Raw genomic sequence first — 16,067 nt, 5'->3', positions numbered from 1 at the left:
CAACGGTTCAGAATTCTGCGCCGTTGCGCCCTACGATAAAGGTCACGGCATGAATCCTCGGGTCTGCGCGCGTCGCTGCGCTCCTTGCTCCGCCCTGGAATGACGAAGCGGAGGGTTCTCTGCCACACTATGCCTCGTTGATCATCGCCTCGATGTTGTAGCCGTCGGGATCGAGCACGAAGCAGGCGTAGTAATGCTCCGCATAATCCGGACGCGGCCCGGGCGCGCCATTGTCCGCCGCGCCGGCATCGAGCGCCGCGCGGTAGAACGCATCGACCTCGGCCTTGCTCTTCACCCGGAAGGCGACATGCAGATGGGTGAGCGGCGGCTTCTCGCTCGTGCTCTGGATCTCGAACAGGCAGCCATTGCCGACATCAAAGGCCCAGAAGATGCCTTCCTTGCCGAAGGCGAGGCTGTAGCCCAACAACGCAAAAGCCTGTTCGTAGAAGAGCTTGCTCCGTTCGAGGTCGGTCACCTCGATGGTGATGTGGTCGATCATACGCTACATGATTTGTCAGGTATCAGAGAGGGTGGGCGGCTGTCAGGCTACCCACCCATATGCAGTTTTCGGCTATTTTTTCCGAGATGGCTCGTTTCTTGTGTCACCGTACCCGGGTTTTGGGACCCGCTCTACAGTGGTCGTGTTAGGCCGGCGTTCGGCCTCTTTGACCGGAACAAACTGACCGGATTTGGAGTCTCGGCCAACATCGAAGGTTTTGCGCTCTTTGCTCGACATATCCGCTTCCTCATAGCTGTCATGCGCCGGAGCTATCTCGACTCCAAGGAAGATGTTCCCCTATAATGACCTTGCTACAGGAGAGGGAAATCAACCTCTTCGCCCCGCGTGGGCTTCGGCTTTTTCGCGGTATCTGAAGCCGGCTCTTTGGAGTCGGCTTCAGTGTTTTCCATCTTTGAACGTGTCAATCGTGCTACGAATTTCGGGCACAATGATTCGCTTCTCTGAAATCTTTAGCTGATCAAGTCGTATTTCCGCTGCTTTCCGGCTTACCGAGAAAAAGTCCACCACTTCCGAAATATTTTTGAAGTCGCGAATTAGCCATTGTGGCATCAGAAATGCCGCTGCAAATGCATTTGCTTGCCATTCCGCACTCGCAAATGCCGGAAGCTCTTTCATTTTCGAATATTTGACGGGCGCGCGTTCCATTGGAACGGCAGCCTCGTGCTGGACTAAATGCCCGAGTTCATGAGCAGCGGTCCACCGTCCTCGACCGCCATAGTTGGAAGCGTCGATATATGTACTCTCCGAGAGGACGATCTTTGGCGGTGCAAATTCCGTGTAGCCTTCTGCACCTTTCATCGCACTATCGGGCTTAACGAGGAGCGCGAAATGGCCAAACAATTTGGGTATTTCGTTTTCCAGTAAGCCTACCATGTCCGGCGCTTGGCAATCCATTGAGACCCCAAGTGCTTGCCGCCAAGCAGCAGCTGATTGCTCCACATCGATACGGCTCTTAGCCGGAACATAGTAGTCGTGACTCATTTATCGTCTCCATTAAGGGACATATTTAGCTTTTTGATATCTGACGGCGACATCTTATTGATTGTTCGGAATAGTCTTCTGGCAAGTGCCGCGCGCTCTCTATCTACAGGTACAAACCGAATTACATTCGACCTAGCATCTGCGAGAAGCTGCAAGTGCTTTCTTGTTACATTGTCCAACCTGAGCCAATCGCAAAATTTCTGGACATATCCTTCAGGGGGTTGCTTCTCCCCCGTTTCAACTGACGAAATGAATGAAGGAGAGCAAGAGAATTGCTTAGCTTGGTCAATCATTCTCATCTTGGCGGTGATGCGGATATCTCGGCATGCCGATCCAAAGGGGGTCAGGTTTTCATTAGGCATTCTTATCTCCCAATATTTTCACCTGGAGGTGAAATTTCTTTTCAAAAGAAAGCCCGGCCATAGGCCGGGCCAAAATTCTCAGCTGCACCCGCTCGTGGAACCACACGTGTCGCACTTCTCGCAGGTGCCGTTCCGGACCATGGTGAAGTTGTGGCACTCGGAGCATTCGTTGCCGGTGTAGCCCTGGAGCAGCGACTGCTGGCGCCTTGTTGCGGCGAGCTTCTTCGCCTCGGCGGCTTCGTTGGCGGCGGCGTCGGTGAAGAGTGCATCGGTGCCGCCGGCGGCCTCGGCTTCCTCTTCCACCATATCCTCGGCCAGTTCCCTGGCGCGCTCCTCATAGTCGCGCTTGTAGGCGATGGCCTCGTCGCTGGCCGGCTTCAGCGCCAGCACGTTGGAGCCTGAGAAGGCGGTGGGCGCCGCGCGGGCAGGGGCGGTCGACGGCCCCGAGCCGCCGAAACCCTTCGGGTCTGAGCCAGCAGCTGACACCAGCTTCACCGGCGAGGCGCCGCGATAGAGACCCTTGGAGAAGGGCGTCGCCTTGCCTTCGGTGATGCCGCGGCCGAGCGCGGTCTTGTCGAAGTCCGACTGGTCGACATGGGCGAGGTCGTGGCGGCCGAGATAGGAGACGGCGAGCTCGCGGAACACATAGTCGAGGATCGACGTCGCGTTCTTGATCGCGTCATTGCCCTGCACCATGCCGGCCGGCTCGAATTTGGTGAAGGTGAAGGCCTCGACATATTCATCGAGCGGCACGCCGTATTGCAGGCCGAGCGAGATGGCGATGGCAAAATTGTTCATCATGGCGCGGAAGGCGGCGCCTTCCTTGTGCATGTCGATGAAGATCTCGCCCAGGCGGCCGTCGTCAAACTCGCCGGTGCGGAGATACACCTTGTGGCCGCCGACGACGGCCTTCTGCGTGTAGCCCTTGCGGCGGTTCGGCAGTTTTTCGCGGTCGCGGTAGAGCCGCTCGATGACGCGCTCGACGATCTTTTCCGTCACCTGCACGGCGCGCTGCGCGGCGGGCGCGGCGATCAGCTGCTCGACCACCTCGTCCTCGTCGTCCTCGCCGTCGGCGAGCAGCGAGGCATTGAGCGGCTGCGACAGCTTCGAGCCATCGCGATAAAGCGCGTTCGCCTTCAGCGCCAGCTTCCAGGACAGCATATAGGCGTTCTTGGCGTCCTCGACCGTCGCCTCGTTCGGCATGTTGATGGTCTTGGAGATAGCGCCCGAGATGAAGGGCTGCGCCGCCGCCATCATCAGGATGTGGCTGTTGATCGAGAGCGAGCGCTTGCCGATCTTGCCGCAGGGGCTCGCGCAATCGAACACCGGCAGATGCTCGGCCTTGAGGAAGGGCGCGCCTTCCAGCGTCATGGCACCGCAGACATGAATGTTGGCGGCGTCGATGTCCTTCTTCGAGAAGCCGAGCGCGGGCAGCATCTCGAAGGAGATGTCGCCGAGCTGCTCGTCGGTGAAGCCGAGCGTCTCCTTCACCCAGTCGGCGCCGAGCGTCCACTGGTTGAACACGAACTTGATGTCGAAGGCCGACTTCAGCGCCGCATTCAGCGCCGCGATCTTCTCGTCGCTGAAGCCCTTGGCCTTGAGCGAGGACGGGTTGATGCCGGGCGCCTGGTTGAGGTTGCCGTGGCCGACCGCATAGGCCTCGATCTCGGCGATCTGGCTTTCGGAGTAGCCCAGCGTGCGCAGCGCTTCCGGCACAGCGCGGTTGATGATCTTGAAATAGCCGCCGCCGGCGAGCTTCTTGAATTTCACCAGTGCGAAGTCGGGCTCGATGCCGGTGGTGTCGCAATCCATGACGAGACCGATCGTGCCGGTCGGCGCGATGACAGTCGCCTGCGCGTTGCGGTAGCCATGCTCCTCACCGAGCTCGATGGCGCGGTCCCAGGCGGCGCGGGCATGCTCGGCCAAAGCCTGCTGCTTAAGGTCGGAGGCAACCAGCGGCACCGGGTTGACGGCGAGCTTCTCGTAGCCGTCCTTGTCGCCGTAAGCGGCGCGGCGGTGATTGCGCATGACGCGCAGCATGTTCTGTGCGTTGCGGTCATAGTCCGGGAAGGCGCCGAGCTCGGCGGCCATCTCGGCCGAAGTCGAATAGGCAACGCCGGTCATGATGGCGGTAAGCGCTGCACAGATGGCGCGGCCCTCGTCGGAGTCGTAAGGGATGCCCGAGGTCATCAGCAGGCCGCCGATATTGGCGTAGCCGAGGCCGAGCGTGCGGTATTCGTAAGAGAGCTTGGCGATTTCCTTGGACGGGAACTGCGCCATCATCACCGAGATTTCGAGCACGACAGTCCACAGGCGAACGGTATGCTCGTAAGCGGCGATGTCGATCGTGCCGTCTTCGCGGCGGTAGGGCAAAAGGTTGATCGAGGCGAGGTTGCAGGCCGTGTCGTCGAGGAACATGTATTCCGAGCACGGGTTGGAGGCCCGGATCGCACCGGCGGAGGCGCAGGTGTGCCAGTCGTTCATCGTCGTGTTGAAGTGCAGGCCCGGATCGGCGGAAGCCCAGGCGGCGTAGCCGATCTTTTCCCACAGGTCGCGCGCCTTCAGCGTCTTCAGCACCTTGCCGTCCTTGCGGGCGGTAAGCTGCCAGTCGCCATCGGCCTCGACGGCGCGCAGGAAATTGTCCTTCAGCGACACCGAGTTGTTGGAGTTCTGGCCGGAGACGGTGAGATAGGCGTCCGAATCCCAGTCGGTGTCGTAGGTCTTGAACGACATCGAGGTGTAGCCTTGCTTGGCGAACTGGATGACGCGGTAGATGTAGTTCTCCGGCACGGCGTCCTTCTTGGCCGCCTTGATCTCGCGCTTCAGCGCGGTGTTCAAAGCCGGATCGAAGCAGTCGTCGCCATGGCCTTCGCAATTGACGCAGGCCTTCATGATGGCTTCGAGATGCTTCTTGACGATCTTGGAGCCGGTCACCAGCGAGGCGACCTTCTGCTCTTCGTTGACCTTCCAGTCGATGAAGTCCTCGATATCCGGGTGGTCGGCGTCGACGATGACCATTTTCGCCGCACGGCGCGTCGTGCCGCCCGACTTGATGGCGCCCGCCGCGCGGTCGCCGATCTTGAGGAAGCTCATCAGGCCGGACGAGCGGCCGCCGCCGGACAGCTTTTCGCCTTCGCCGCGCAACATCGAGAAGTTCGAGCCGGTGCCGGAGCCGTATTTGAACAGGCGCGCCTCGCGCACCCACAAATCCATGATGCCGCCCTCGTTGACGAGATCGTCCTGCACGCCTTGGATGAAGCAGGCATGCGGCTGCGGATGCTCGTAGGAGGACTTCGACTTGGTCAGCTTGCCGGTGAAGGGGTCGACATAGAAGTGGCCCTGGCTCGGGCCGTCGATGCCGTAGGCCCAGTGCAGGCCGGTGTTGAACCACTGCGGCGAGTTCGGCGCGACGCGCTGTGTGGCGAGCATATAGGCGAGCTCGTCGCGGAAAGCGCGCGCGTCATCCTCGGATTTGAAGTAGCCGCCCTTGTAACCCCAATAGGTCCAGGTGCCGGCGAGGCGATCAAAGACCTGACGGGCGTCGGTTTCCGAACCATAGCGCTCAGCCTCGGGCAGCTTGGCGAGCTCAGCCTCGTCGGCCACCGAGCGCCACAGGAAGGAGGGGACGTCGTTCTCCTCGACCTTCTTCAGGCGCGCCGGCACGCCGGCCTTGCGGAAATATTTCTGCGCCAGGATGTCGGCCGCGACCTGGCTGAACTGCGCCGGCACATCGATATTGTCCAGGCGAAACACCACCGAGCCGTCGGGATTCTTGATCTCCGACAAAGCCTTGCGGAATTCGATCTCCGCATAGGCAGACTGATCTGGCTTGGTGAAGCGACGCTCGATGCGCATTGGTCCCGTTCCTTTGTGTCTATATATAGCGCTTTTCCCCAGGGATTGCTGCCCCACATGGCGAAAAGCGCAGTCCGCCGTTTGCCGGCACTGCAAGCAGCGCCGGCACTCTCCTCGTCGCAAGTGCCGGCACGCAGACAGCAAGACGCTTTCCCAAGCATCCGCCCGGGCTGCAGGCCGACCCTCGCGGGTCCCTAAACTGAAACTTTTGTCGATTCCCTCCGTAGAGGGAGGTTCACACTATCTAGCGTCGAGCCTGCCTGCAAACACTAAATATAGTGTTAACACATCATTTTTTCCAGACCGACAATTCTCCCTTTCGCCCACCCAAGCCCTAAAGGATCCCCACGCCTCCGCCGGCCTCGTGAACAGGCGGAAATCCGGGCAAAACGCACAAAATCCGGGAAAAAAGACCGGGCTCGAAACTCTCCGGTCGCGCCCGCAACAGGAGCGCATGGCCTATAAAAAGCGACTCGTTCCGACCCGTCAAGGATTCGTTTTTGTAGCTTTTGTGACCCCAACATCTTGTGTGTCACATATGTGGATAACGGGGACATAGGAAGCTTGGGTTCGCAGGCACTTGACGCGGTTTATCAGTCTGCCGCGAAGCCGTGTCGGGCCGTCGGCTTTTCATTTTAGCTGGCTTGCACTATCTGTTGCGTTCGCGCGGGGGCGCGCCTTGTCAACACCAAAAGCATCCGCTACGCCCCGCTCATGACAGTTACTGTACGTTTTGCCCCATCGCCGACCGGCCGCATCCATATCGGCAATGCGCGCACCGCGCTGTTCAATTGGCTTTTCGCCATGAACAACAAGGGCCGTTTCATCCAGCGCTTCGACGACACCGACATTGCCCGCTCGAAGCAGGAATATGCCGATTCCATCCTGTACGACCTGCATTGGCTGGGCATCTTCCCGGATGTCACCGAGTACCAGTCGCGTCGCTTCGAGATTTATGACGCTGCGGTCGAGCGGCTGAAGGCGGCGCGGGTGCTCTATGCCTGCTACGAAACGCCTGAAGAACTCGACCTGCGCCGCAAGGTGCGCCGCACGCGCGGCCTGCCGCCGGTCTATGGCCGCGAGGCGCTGACGCTGACGCCGGAGCAGGTGGGCGAATACCAGTCGGATGGCCGCCGGCCGCATTGGCGTTTCCTGCTGCCCAACTTCACCAGCGATCCGCTGCAGCCGGAGCGCACCGACGTGCATTGGAATGACCTGGTCCGCGGCGAGGAGACCGTCGACCTCGCTTCGCTGTCGGATCCCGTCCTGGTGCGCGAGGACGGCACTTATCTCTACACGCTGCCTTCGGTGGTCGACGACATCGATATGGGCGTCAGCCACGTCATTCGCGGCGACGACCACGTCACCAACACCGGCGTGCAGATCGCCATCTTCAAGGCGCTCGGCGCCGAGCCGCCGGTCTTCGGCCACCACAATCTGCTCACCACCGTGTCGGGCGAGGGGCTGTCGAAGCGCACCGGCGCGCTGTCGATCGAAAGCCTGCGCGAGGACGGCATCGAGCCGATGGCGGTGGCTTCGCTGGCGGTGCTGGTCGGCACGTCGGAAAATGTCACCGCCGCGCATGATCTCAACGAGCTTGCCGGCCATTTCGACCCGGCGGCGACGTCCAAGTCCGCCTCCAAATTCGACCCGGACGAGCTCTTCGTGCTCAACCGCGCGCTGATCCATCATATGCCGTTCGAGGAAGCGCGCGACCGGCTGATGGTGCTGGGCATTTCCGGCGACAAGGCCGAGCCGTTCTGGATGGCCGTGCGCGGCAATCTCGATCGCCTGTCGGACGCGGTCGCCTGGTGGCGAATCCTGAGCGAGGGCCCGCAGGAGCCGGCCGAGTTTTCCGGCGAGGACCGTGATTTCCTCAATCTGGCTTTCGAGCTTTTGCCGGAGGAACCGTGGAACGGTACGGTGTGGAAGGACTGGACCGGCAAGATCAGGGAAGCAACCGGGCGCAAGGGCAAGCCGCTGTTCATGCCGCTGAGGCTCGCCCTTACCGGGCGGACTTCGGGGCCGGAGCTTTCAGATCTATTGCCGCTGATGGGTCGGGAAGGAACGCTGGCCCGACGACCCTGACCTTGCGCTGATCCGGCGGCAGCGCCGAGACCGGCGACACCGGCACCTTGGTGGTCAGCCTCTTGATCGCAGCCTGGTCCAGCCCGCCCTCGGCATTGGCGAGCGTTTCCGGATCAGCGCCGGGATCCGGCTTGGACGCCGGCACGGGAATGAAGGGCGCTGCCTCGCCGTCGGGCTGCGACTGTTCGGGGTTGGGCGGGTTGCCGCCGATGATCGTGAAGTTGCCGGCTTGCGCGTTGCAGCCGCAGGTCGGCGGCCGTGAATAATTGGCCTGCTTGTAGAGATAGGCGGTCGGCAGCTCGCTGTAGGGTTGACCGGTCGCCGACGAGGTCATCGAGCCAGAGTCGTCGTCCATTCCACGCGAATAGAAGACCTGCATTTCGGTGCCCGGGCAGCTCGATTCGCAATTCTTCTGGTCGCGCTCGAAGTCGCCGATGGAAGCCGCGTTGGACATCGGGAAGAAATAGCCGTCGCAGGTGCGCACGCACATGGTGTGGAACTCGCCGCCCAGTCGCGGCAGGTCCATGCCGTCCGGCTGGTTGATGACGCGGCGGATGTTGCGCTCGCCGGGATCATCGGAAGGCACCTCCGAGTCCGGCATATCGGGGGCGTCGGGCGTTTCGAGCTGCTGGTCCTGGCGGCCGAAAAGCTGCTCGAACAGATTGCCGCCGCCATTGTCGCGGGCCGCCTCCCGAAGCGGGGCGCGGCGCGGCGCGATCTCGTCGTCGCGGCAGCCATTGGCGTCGAGCGCCGCGAGGATACGGCTGCGGTCGCGCCGCGTGCCACCGGCGGCCAGCCGCTCGCGCTTGGCCTGCAATGTGTCGAGGTTGGCGTTCATGCGCTGGATCGAGGCATTGATTGCGGCGCATTGGCTGACATTGCGCGAAAACAGCGTGAAGCCGCAATTGGCGTCGCCCGCCCGGCTCCGGGCCTTGGCAAGCTGCTCGCGCTGGCGCTGGATGGCATCGTCATATTTGCGCACGATGTCCGGCCGTCCGCCGTCACCGCGTGTCGCGGCGAGTTCGGCTTCGAGCTGCCTGCAAGCGCGCGGGGCCGCCTCGGACTCGGTCACGGCGACGACCGAGCCTGCAAGCGCTGCAAGCAGCGCCATCAGGTGGGTCAGCTTCAACCCCGCGCCTTTCATCCGAAACCCCAAATCGCCTGTTCGACCCGAAGCTACGCTGCCGTGGTTAATCGACTATGCCAGAGTCGGAGCCACCGAGCTCAAGGACAATTCGGCGCGAAACGTTTTCAACCGGAAACACAACCTTCCGTCGCCGGCCGCAAACGGTGAGAGCCTAAAAAAGACGCTTTCGCGCGGGACCAATTGCGCGAATTCGGCTTGCAAGAGAGGGGCCGTGCATGATCCCGATTACCCGTCGAAGCGCGCTGCAGCTCGGCCTTCTGTTCCTGGCCGTGCCGTACGCGATGGCCAGCAAAGCCACGCCTGAGGCGATGGCGAAGATCGCCACGCCGCTCGGCCGAGGCACCGGAACGGCCGCTGGTCATCCACAATATCGGCCGGGGCGCCCGCGAGGAGGACACGCTCTTTGTTTTCAGGCGGACGGGACATTTCCGCTTCGCGCCTGCCTAGGGAGGCCTCAACACACCCTAACCCAGATCGACCACCGCCTGCGCCTTGTGCGCCGCCTCGACCACGGCGAGCGCGGTCATGTTGACGACGCCGCGCGAGGTCACCGACGGCGTCAATATATGCGCGGGCTTGTCCGTGCCGAGCAGGATCGGACCGACATGCAGCGCGTCCATCATGGCGCGCAGCGCCGTCAGCGTGATGTTGGCCGAATCGAGGTTCGGGAAGACCAGCAGATTGGCTTCGCCCTTCAGCCTGGAATGCGGATAGACGCGCTGGCGCAGATGCTCCGAAAGTGCTGTATCGGCATGCATTTCGCCGTCGCACTGCAAGCCGGGCGCGATGCGGCCGAGGATTTCCGCCGCGCGGCGCATCTTCAGCGCGCTCGGGGAATCGCGCGAGCCGAAATCCGAATGCGACAGAAGCGCTGCCTTCGGCTCGATGCCGAAGCGCTGGATTTCCTCCGCCGCCAGCACCGTCATTTCGGCGATCTCCTCCGCGGTCGGGTCGACCGAGACATGTGTGTCGGTGAGGAAGACGATGCCGCGCTGCGAGATCAGCATCGACAGCGTCGACAGGTCATGATCCTTGATGCCGGCGCGCGGCCCGATGATCAGCGTGACATTGCGCAGATGCCGCTCGAAGCGGCCTTCGAGGCCGCAGACCATGGCGTCCGCGTCGCCGCGCTTCAATGCCAGGGCCGCGATCACCGTGTTGTCGGTACGCACCATGGTGCGGGCGGCTTCCGTCGTCACGCCGCGGCGGCCGGCCAGCTCGATCAGGAGGTCGACATAGTGGCGATAGCGCGGATCGTCCTCCGGGTTGATCAGCGCGAAATCGACGCCCGGCCGGATGCGCAGACCGTAGCGTTTCAGCCTGACCTCCACCACATGCGGGCGGCCGATCAGGGTCGGTTCGGCGATGCCTTCCTCCAGCACCACCTGCGCCGCGCGCAGCACGCGCTCGTCCTCGCCGTCGGCATAGATGACACGCTTGGCGCTTGAAGCCTTGGCCGAGGAGAACACCGGCTTCATCACCAGGCCGGAGCGGAAGACGAAGCGGTTGAGCTTGTCGATATAGGCGGCGAAGTCGGCGATCGGTCGCGTCGCGACGCCGGTGTCGCAGGCAGCCTTGGCCACCGCCGGCGCGATGCGCAGGATGAGGCGCGGATCGAAGGGTGAGGGAATCAGGAAATCGGGGCCGAACATCGGCGTCTCACCGGAATAGGCGCGCGCCGCGACATCCGATGGCTCCTCGCGCGCAAGGGCGGCGATGGCGCGGACCGCCGCCATCTTCATCTCCTCGTTGATGGCGCTGGCGCCGCAATCGAGCGCGCCGCGGAAGATGTAAGGAAAGCAGAGCACGTTGTTGACTTGATTGGGAAAATCCGAGCGCCCGGTGCAGATCATGGCGTCCGGTCGCGCGGCTCTTGCCGCTTCCGGCATGATCTCGGGATTAGGGTTGGCCAAAGCCAGGATCAGCGGCTTCGGCGCCATATGCTGCAGCAACTCCGGCTTCAGCACGCCGGCGGCGGAAAGGCCGAGGAAGACGTCGGCGCCGGGGATGACGTCGGCCAGCGTGCGCGCCTCGGTATCCTTCACATACGGGTCTTTCCAGCGATCCATCTCCTCGACGCGACCCTTGTGGGCGACGCCGAAACGGTCGGTGACCCAGATGTTTTCGACCCTGGCGCCAAGCGAGACCAAAAGGTTGAGGCAGGCAAGCGCTGCGGCACCCGCGCCGGAGGTGACGATCTTGATGTCGGAGATTGCCTTGCCGGCCAGTTCCAGCCCATTGAGCACCGCGGCTGCAACGATGATCGCGGTGCCGTGCTGGTCGTCGTGGAAGACCGGGATGCCCATGCGGGCTTTCAGCCGCTCCTCGACTTCGAAACATTCGGGCGCCTTGATGTCCTCGAGGTTGATGCCGCCGAAGGTCGGTTCGAGCGCCGCGACGGTCTCGACCATGCGGTCGATCTCCGGCGCGTCGATCTCGATGTCGAAGACGTCGATGCCGGCGAATTTCTTGAACAGCACCGCCTTGCCTTCCATCACCGGCTTGGAGGCGAGCGGACCGATATTGCCGAGCCCAAGCACGGCGGAGCCATTGGAAACGACGCCGACGAGGTTGGCGCGCGCGGTGTAGTCGGCGGCGGTTGCCGGATCGTCGCGGATCTCGAGACAGGGCGCGGCGACGCCCGGCGAATAGGCAAGCGCGAGATCCCGTTGGTTGCCGAGCGGCTTCGTCGCCTGGATTTCGAGCTTTCCCGGCGTCGGGTGCTTGTGGAAGAAGAGGGCGGCCTCGTCGAGGTCCGACCGGGCCGTTTTCTTGCTCTCGCCGTCCATCCGGCCCTCCCTCTGTTCCTGATTTGGAGCCTTTTAGCATGCGCCGACGAGTTTTCGCGACGGCAAATCGCGGACCCCGGCCTTCACAATGCCGGAGCAAAAATAATCAACCGATTCCAGACGGTTGGCTCGGAAGCCTCAGGCGTATTGGATTGGCGGCGGTCAAAACGCGCTGACGTAGAGACCGCCGTCGACCGGGATGTTCTGGCCGGTGAGGTAGCCGGCATGGACGGAGCAGAGGAAGGCGCAGATCTGACCGAATTCCTCCGGCGTGCCGAGACGTTTTGCTGGCACGTCGGCGCTGATGCGGGCCTTGCGCGCGGCGGCCGCGGCCGGATCTTCCTCGGTGCCGGCCTCATGCGGGCCGCGCAGCCGGTCGGTATCGAGCTTGCCGGGCAAGAGGCTGTTGATGGTGACGTTGCGGTCGATCACCGTGCGCGCCACGCCGGCGAGGAACGAGGTCAGGCCGGCGCGCGCGCCGGACGACAGGTCGAGGCCGGGGATCGGCACATAGACCGACAGCGAGGTGATGTTGACGATGCGGCCGAAGCCGCGCTTGGCCATGCCGTCGATCACCGCCTGGACGAGTTCGATCGGCGTGACCATGTTCTGCGTAACGCCCTCGAGGATCTTTGTGCGGTCGAGCTCGCGAAAATCGCGCAGCGGCGGGCCGCCATTGTTGTTGACGAGGATGTCGGGATCGGGGCAGGCGGCGAGTATCGCTTTCTGCACGTCCGGCTTCGACACGTCGCCGGCAACTTCGATGACCTTGACGCCGAACCGGTCGCGGATGTCCTTGGCGGTCTTGGCCAAGAGTTCGGCGTTGCGGCCGTTGACGACGAGATCGACGCCGGCTTCGGCAAGTGCAATGGCGCAGCCGCGCCCCAGTCCCTTGCTCGAGGCGCAGACGATGGCCTTCTTTCCGCGAATGCCGAGATCCATGACGGTTTTCTCCTGATTGACTTGCGCGCAAGCTAGCGCCTGGGCTGGACCAACCGCAACCGTCATACGGTTGTTGCATGAATCGGGGCATAGGCACGCGAAAGCAAAGGGTAAAATCGTCATGTCAGACCCAGAGCCCCGCACTTTCCGCGCCCTGTTCATTTCCGACGTGCATCTCGGCTCGAAAGCGGCCAAGGCCGATTTCCTGATCGACTTCCTGCGCTATCACGACGCCGAAATCATCTATCTGGTCGGCGATATCGTCGACGGCTGGCGGCTGCGGCGCAGCTGGCACTGGCCGCAGAGTCACAACGACGTGGTTCAGAAGCTGCTGCGCAAGGCGCGCAAGGGCGCTTCGATCACCTACATCGCCGGCAATCACGACGAGTTCGCCCGCCAGTTCCAGGGCGTGCATTTCGGCGGAATCGTCGTTGCCGACCGTGCCATCCACGAGACCGCCGACGGCCGGCGCCTGCTGGTTATCCACGGCGACCAGTTTGACACGGTGGTGCACAACCAGCGCTGGCTCGCCTATCTCGGCGACTATGCCTATGACACGGCGATGGTGATCAATCGGGTGGTGACCAAGCTGCGCCACCTGCTCGGCCTGCCTTACTGGTCGTTCTCGTCATGGGCGAAGGTCAAGGTCAAGAAGGCGGTGAACTTCATCGGCTCGTTCCAGACCGTGCTTTCAGAAGAGGCACGGCGCTCGCATGTCGACGGCGTGATCTGCGGCCACATCCATCACGCGGCGATCGAAAGCTATGGCGACGTGCAATACATCAACACCGGCGACTGGGTGGAAAGCTGCACGGCGGTGGTCGAGCATTTCGATGGCCGCATGGAGATCCTGACTTGGGCGCATGTCCTACCTGAGACCACGGCAGGCAGCGACGTGCTGGTGCCAGTCGACATCATCGACCTGAAAGGCAGGGCGGCTCAGGCGGCTTGAATGCAGCTGCCTTTTCGCGGTTCTGCCTGCTTCCCTGGTCGCGCTGACATGGGGCGCGAGCCGCGCTCGCCCCCAGGCCCCGTCCGTCAACAGCTTTGCTCTTGATCGATTGTTCCAGCCAGTTCCGCCGCGCTTTGCCTCATGTTAGGGATCGAGACACGTTGCATGGAGTTGAATGCAGCGATATTGGATCGATTCATGTCGCTGCCGCCGCTATCGCCCGAACAACTTGTCAAGCCAAGCCATTTCGAACTGCGCATGAGCCTGATCTTCGCGACCCTGTTCGTGTCGCAGGGCACCCATCTGCCTTATTTTCCGCTCTGGCTGCAGGCGAAAGGTTTTCATGCCGAGCAGATCGCGGTCATCCTGGCGGCGCCAATGTTCCTGCGTGTCGTGACGACGCCGGTGCTGACCGCGTTCGCCGACCGCGCGAATGACCGCGCGAATGTCTATATCGCATTGGTCGCCGGCTCGATGGTCGTCTCCGCCGGCTATTTCCTGCCGGCCACCTACGCCATAGTGCTCGCCGTGTCGCTTTTGCTGACGATCGTCTGGACGCCGCATTCGCCGATGGCCGATTCGCTGGCGCTGTCAGGCGTGCGGCGCTTCGGCTCGAATTACACGGCGATGCGCAAATGGGGCTCGATCTCGTATCTCGGCGCCAATGTCGTGGGTGGCTTCATCCTGGCGGCCACGGGTCCGCGGGCGGTTCCGGTCATCATCTTCATTGCGCTCGGCGCGGCCCTGGTCGCGGCGCTGCTGTCGCCGCGCATGGGGCGGCCACGCAAGGCCTCGCCGCTTTCGGCAACCGAGATCCAGCATAAGGCGCCGAGCCTGTTCAACGCCTATTTTCTCTATTTCACGCTCGGCGTCGGCATCATCACCGCCAGCCACGCCTTCCTCTACGGCTTCGTCTCGATCTACTGGAAATCGATCGGTATCGGCGACTCCGTCGTTGGCCTGCTATGGGCTTGGGGCGTGGTCTCCGAAGTCTGCATGTTCCTGTTTTTCAACCGTATTTTTGCGTCCATCTCGGTCGTCAGGGTGATGGTGATCGCCGGTATCGGTTCGATCGTGCGCTGGATCGCCTTTCCGCTGGTCTGGCCGCTCGGCCTGGGCGTCGCCGGCTTCTTCCTTGTCCAGACGCTGCATTCGGTGTCGGTGGCGATGGTGCTGATTGGCCTGCAGAAGATGATCGGCGAGACGGTCTCCGAAGAGCGGACGGGCGCTGCGCAAGGCATCGCCTATTTCTTCAACGGCTTCTTCATGGCGGCGGTGACGCTCGCTTCCGGCCCGCTCTATGAGCGGCTTGGCGTCGACGGTTTCCTGGCGATGATCCCGATCGCGATCATCGGCATGGTGCTGATAGGTCTCGCTTCCCGCTCAGCCCCAAAGTACCCGCTCAGGGGGTGAAACCAGCGATCCCCGGTAGACAAGGCCGGGCTCGCGATCGCGCGCAAGCAGCAGCGGGCCATCGAGATCGACGAAGTCCGCGTCTTGCGCCAGGAGCACCGCCGGCGCCATGGCGAGCGAGGTGCCGACCATGCAACCCACCATGATGCCGAAGCCAAGGTCGCGCGCGCGGTCGCGCAGCTTCAACGCCTCAGTCAGGCCGCCGGATTTGTCGAGCTTGATGTTGACGGCGTCGTAGAGGCCGACCAGCGCATCGAGGTCGTTTGCGGCGTGCACGCTTTCGTCGGCGCAGACCGGCACCGGATGCGCGATCCGGCGCAGGATGTCGTCCTCGCCCGCCGGCAGCGGCTGCTCGACCAGCGCTATGCCGTGCTGCGCGGCGAAAGCGAGGTTCGCCTCGACATTTTCGTCGGTCCAACCCTCATTGGCATCCAGGATGATGCGGCTTTCGGGAGCGGCTTCCGTCACCGCGCGGATTCTGGCCATGTCATTGTCGCCGCCGATCTTGACCTTGAGCAAGGGCCGCGTGGCGTTGGCGCGCGCCTGCGCGGCCATGGCCTCCGGTGTGGCGAGCGACAGGGTGTAGGCGGTTTCCAGCGGCTCGGCAGGAAGGGCCCCGATCGCCGCCGCCACGGACGTACCGGTCAGCTTGGCTTCCAGGTCCCATAGGGCGCAGTCGATGGCGTTCCGCGCCGCGCCCGCGGGCATGGCCGCAAGCAGGGCGGTTCGGTCGATGCCAGCGACGATCGGATCGTGCATCGCCTCGATGGCCGCGCGCACCCCCTCCATGGTCTCGCCGTAGCGCTTGTAGGGCACGCATTCGCCACGGCCGGAACGTCCCCCGTCAGCGATCGTTACGGTGATGACTTCGGCCTCGGTTTTGGATCCGCGCGAGATGGTGAAGGTGCCGGCGATCGGAAATCGCTCCATTTCGACCGAAATGACACGCGCCATAATTTTCTTCTCCGGCTATGCGACACCAGTCTGCAGGCAAATCGACACGCCAGTCCGGTCACGC

12 protein-coding genes are annotated in these 16,067 nt (G+C 62.8%); 4 read left to right on the top strand and 8 right to left on the bottom strand.

Annotation, left to right across the window (positions count from 1 at the left end; translation table 11 throughout):
* Positions 1–127: 127 nt before the first annotated feature.
* From FJ424_RS09300 to FJ424_RS09285, 4 genes are all read right to left on the bottom strand, one after another.
* On the bottom strand, positions 128–499 hold the full coding sequence (locus tag FJ424_RS09300; RefSeq protein WP_140652923.1) for a VOC family protein: 372 nt from the start codon (positions 497–499) through the stop codon (positions 128–130).
* A gap of 396 nt (positions 500–895) precedes the next feature.
* Positions 896–1,501 carry an ImmA/IrrE family metallo-endopeptidase gene (locus FJ424_RS09295; protein ID WP_140652925.1) on the bottom strand — a complete coding sequence of 202 codons (606 nt, stop codon included), beginning with the start codon at positions 1,499–1,501 and terminating at the stop codon, positions 896–898.
* On the bottom strand, positions 1,498–1,863 hold the full coding sequence (locus FJ424_RS09290) for a helix-turn-helix transcriptional regulator (protein WP_140652927.1): 366 nt from the start codon (positions 1,861–1,863) through the stop codon (positions 1,498–1,500). The genes FJ424_RS09295 and FJ424_RS09290 overlap by 4 nt, the downstream gene beginning before the upstream one ends.
* A 78-nt stretch (positions 1,864–1,941) precedes the next feature.
* A complete protein-coding gene (locus FJ424_RS09285; RefSeq protein WP_140652929.1) occupies positions 1,942–5,718 on the bottom strand; it encodes a vitamin B12-dependent ribonucleotide reductase in 3,777 nt (1,258 codons plus the stop codon).
* Between the two features lie 714 nt (positions 5,719–6,432).
* On the opposite strand from FJ424_RS09285, the gene gltX reads away from it, so the two are divergent.
* Positions 6,433–7,806 (top strand): glutamate--tRNA ligase, encoded by a 1,374-nt coding sequence (gltX, locus tag FJ424_RS09280; RefSeq protein WP_140652931.1) that lies wholly within the window; start codon positions 6,433–6,435, stop codon positions 7,804–7,806.
* Here the strand turns inward: gltX and FJ424_RS09275 are convergent.
* The gene (locus FJ424_RS09275) at positions 7,724–8,950 is read right to left on the bottom strand and encodes a DUF2865 domain-containing protein (RefSeq protein ID WP_140652933.1); all 1,227 of its coding nucleotides are present in this window, start codon (positions 8,948–8,950) and stop codon (positions 7,724–7,726) included. The genes gltX and FJ424_RS09275 overlap by 83 nt on opposite strands.
* A gap of 303 nt (positions 8,951–9,253) precedes the next feature.
* Here FJ424_RS09275 and FJ424_RS34295 point away from each other — a divergent pair, with 303 nt between their 5' ends.
* Complete coding sequence (locus FJ424_RS34295) at positions 9,254–9,400, top strand: DUF1287 domain-containing protein (protein WP_140653160.1); 147 nt, start codon at positions 9,254–9,256, stop codon at positions 9,398–9,400.
* Positions 9,401–9,417: 17 nt separating this feature from the next.
* Here FJ424_RS34295 and FJ424_RS09265 read toward each other — a convergent pair whose 3' ends face one another.
* A complete protein-coding gene (locus FJ424_RS09265; RefSeq protein ID WP_140652935.1) occupies positions 9,418–11,742 on the bottom strand; it encodes an NADP-dependent malic enzyme in 2,325 nt (774 codons plus the stop codon).
* Between the two features lie 162 nt (positions 11,743–11,904).
* Positions 11,905–12,684: an SDR family oxidoreductase gene (locus FJ424_RS09260; RefSeq protein WP_140652937.1), complete on the bottom strand. Its 780-nt coding sequence runs from the start codon at positions 12,682–12,684 to the stop codon at positions 11,905–11,907.
* 121 nt (positions 12,685–12,805) lie between these two features.
* Between FJ424_RS09260 and FJ424_RS09255 the strand changes: the two genes are divergently transcribed.
* Complete coding sequence (locus FJ424_RS09255) at positions 12,806–13,636, top strand: UDP-2,3-diacylglucosamine diphosphatase (protein WP_140648087.1); 831 nt, start codon at positions 12,806–12,808, stop codon at positions 13,634–13,636.
* Positions 13,637–13,834: 198 nt separating this feature from the next.
* Entirely contained in the window at positions 13,835–15,049 is a 1,215-nt protein-coding gene (locus tag FJ424_RS09250; RefSeq protein ID WP_140652939.1) for an MFS transporter, read from the top strand.
* On the opposite strand, the gene dgcA is transcribed toward FJ424_RS09250, so the two are convergent.
* Complete coding sequence (gene dgcA, locus FJ424_RS09245; RefSeq protein WP_140652941.1) at positions 15,020–16,003, bottom strand: N-acetyl-D-Glu racemase DgcA; 984 nt, start codon at positions 16,001–16,003, stop codon at positions 15,020–15,022. The genes FJ424_RS09250 and dgcA overlap by 30 nt on opposite strands.
* Between the last annotated feature and the right edge of the window lie 64 nt (positions 16,004–16,067).

The organism is Mesorhizobium sp. B3-1-8 (assembly GCF_006439495.1).
Lineage (GTDB): Bacteria > Pseudomonadota > Alphaproteobacteria > Rhizobiales > Rhizobiaceae > Mesorhizobium.
The sequence above is the reverse complement of the archived record's forward strand: the minus strand, read 5'-3'. Positions and strand labels throughout refer to the sequence as shown.